The following is a 3,219-nucleotide window of genomic DNA, read 5'->3' as shown; positions in this document are numbered from 1 at the left end:
ACGCGCAGATTCATGCGCGCGGAAAAAAAGACAACACCACACGCATCGAACAAAAAGAGCCTGTCGACAACGCGCCTGACCAGTCGAAAACCCCCGCAGACCAGCCTGCGCAGTGCGTTAACAAAACCTGCACTAATGGCGATCCCGTGTCGATGGTGACCGGCGAGGAACTGCTTACGCTCACCGATGGCGAACTCGGCRGCCTCTTGCCGCTGGAATGGACGCGTCTTTACCGCAGCAGCGCGGTCGAAATCGACAGTCGTCTCGGTTATGGCTGGAGCCATTCACTGTCCCATCGCCTGAACCTCGACGATGAAGGCGTGCTGTGGACTGACAATGAAAACCGTCAGACCCGCTTCCCGATGCCAACCGAACAACGTCCGGCGATCACCAACAGCCTGGCCGAAGCGGCCATTTATCTTGGTGATGCACAAGGTGAACTGATCCTGACTCAGGCTGGCCCCAAGACGCGGTTTTACCATTTCCGTGCCGGGCGTCTGAACACCATCAGTGATGCCTACGAAAACCAGTTGCATATCAGCTATGACAGGGTCGGCCGCATTCAGCGCATCGACAACGGCGCTGGTCGTGCTTTGCTGCTGCGCTATGACGACCGCCACATCTCGGCGGTCGACTATCAGCAGCAACGTGCCGAGTACGATGATCGCGGTGCGCGCCAGGATCCATGGCAAACCGTTCAAACCCTGGTCACCTATCACTACAACGAGCGCAATCAACTCGTCAGTGCCACCAATGCTGCCGGTGAGCGCGAGCATTATCGCTATAACGATCAGCACGTCATTCTCGAGCGTCAACTGGCGGGTGGCGCCAGCTTCTACTGGGAGTGGGAACGCGAAGGAAAACTGGCGCGCTGCATCCGCCACTGGGCGAGTTATTCGCAGCTTGAAACGCGTTATGTGTGGGACGCCAACGGCACGGTGACCGTGCTCAACGCCGATGGCAGCGAGCAGGTTTACGTGCATGACGAAAATGCACGACTGATCAGCGAGACCGCCCCCGACGGAGCACAAACGCAAAGAGCGTATGACGACGAAGGTCGCCTTATCGCTGAAAAAGATGCGCTGGGGGCCGTCACCGAATACCAATACACCGATGCCGGGCGTTTGATTGCGGTTGTACCTCCAGAAGATGAACCGACTCGCTACAACTACTACGATGGCCAACTCATCGATGTGCAACGCGGCAGAGCGCGCTGGAAGTACGAGCGCAATCGACAGGGCGATATCACCCAACAAACTGATCCTCATGGCAACGAAACCCACTACAGCTACGACCGACAAGGTCGCCTGCTGGAGATTCGTCACCCCGATGGCAGCCGCCACCAACTGGGCTGGAACAACCTCGGTCAATTGCTGGAAGAACGCCTGCCCGACGGCGGCCAACGCAAATATCGCTACGACGCGCTGGGTCGACAGATTACTCGTCAGGAAGAAACCGGCGCCATCACCCACTACCAATGGGATGCAGTCGACCGTCTGACGCAAGTCACCCTGCCCGGCGGCGCCATCCGTGCGTTCACTTACAACCCGTATGGCCGCGTCACCGCAGAGCGCGATGAGCTAGGCCGCGTGACGCGTTACGAATACGCCGATGGCCTGCACCTGGTCAGCCGCCGCATCAACCCGGACGGCAGCCAACTGCGTTATCGCTACGACAACTCGCGCCTGCTGCTGACCGAGATCGAAAACGAACGTGGCGAGCACTATCACCTTGATTACTACGCCAACGGGCTGATCCAGCAGGAAACCGGTTTCGATGGCCGCCGCACCGCCTATGAGTACGACCTCAACGGCCAGTTGCTGAAGAAAACCGAGTTCGGCGACGACGGCAGCGAGCTGGTCACCGCCTACCAACGCGATGCCGCTGGCCGCTTGCTGGTCAAGACTCTGGCCGATGGCGAGGAAACCCACTACAGCTACGACGCCCTCGGCCGCCTGGTCAACGTCGATGACGGTAACTGGCCGCTCGCCTACGAATATGACCTGCAAGACCGGCTGATCACCGAACACCAAGGCTGGGGCACCCTGCGTTACGCGTACGACACCGTAGGTCAACTGAAACACTGCCGCCTCCCGGACGGCAGCAAGCTCGATTACCACCACCAACGCGGCGGCCAACTGAGCAGCATCGACCTCAACGGCTCACGCCTGACAACGCACCAGTACAGCGCCGGTCAGGARCACCAGCGCCAGCAAGGCCTGCTGCTCAGCCAATACCAATACGACGAACAAGGCCGCCTGCAAGCACACAGCGTCAGCCAAAAAGATCGAAACCTGTTCCACCGTCGCTACGCTTACGCCGCCAATGGCAACCTCGCCGGCATCGCCGACAGCCGCAAAGGCAATCGCAGCTACCACTATGACCCGCTCGATCGCCTGATCAACGTCCGTGGCAGCACCCCGGAAAGCTTCGCCCACGACCCTGCCGGCAACTTGCTGGGCCAAGGCGACCAACCCACCGCGAACCTGGCGAACGTCAAAGGCAACCGCCTGCTGATGCGGGGCGACCGCCACTTCGACTACGACGCCTTTGGCAACCTGATCCGCGAACGTCGCGGTACTGCGCAAAAACTCGTCACCGAATACCGTTATGACTGTCAGCACCGCCTGATCGGCGCCAGCCTGCCGGGTGGCAGCGTCGCGTCCTATAAGTACGACGCCTTCGGTCGCCGCATCGAAAAAACCGTCGACGGCAGCACCACCGAATTCCTCTGGCAAGGCGAACGCCTGATCGCGGAAAGCGCTGACAACCGGTACCGCACTTACATTTATGAACCCGGCAGCTTTCGACCATTGGCGATGCTCGATGGCGAAGGCCCGCTGAAAGCGACACCGTTTTACTACCAGCTCGATCACCTGGGTACGCCGCAGGAACTGACTGATTACAGCGGTGAAATCGTGTGGTCGGTCAAGTACCGGGCTTATGGCAACCTTGCCGCACTGGACGTCGCCGAAATAGACAACCCGCTGCGGTTTCAGGGGCAGTATTTCGATACGGAGACAGGCTTACATTACAACCGGCACCGCTACTACAATCCGGGTACCGGGCGGTATCTGACGCCGGATCCGATCAAGCTTGCGGGTGGGTTGAATAACTACCAGTACGTGCCTAATCCTACGGGGTGGGTGGATCCGTTGGGGTTGAATGCTGACGAGTGCCTTACAAGCAAAAATAATCCGCAAACAGGCAAGCCAAGTG

General features: G+C 59.3%; 1 protein-coding gene. It reads left to right on the top strand.

The window, feature by feature from the left end; all coding sequences use genetic code 11:
* A partial coding sequence (locus AC1DRJ_RS22390) for an RHS repeat-associated core domain-containing protein (RefSeq protein ID WP_477804061.1) occupies window positions 1–3,219 on the top strand: 3,219 nt, incomplete at both ends.

The organism is Pseudomonas sp. P5_B2 (assembly GCF_056400445.1).
The sequence above is the reverse complement of the archived record's forward strand: the minus strand, read 5'-3'. Positions and strand labels throughout refer to the sequence as shown.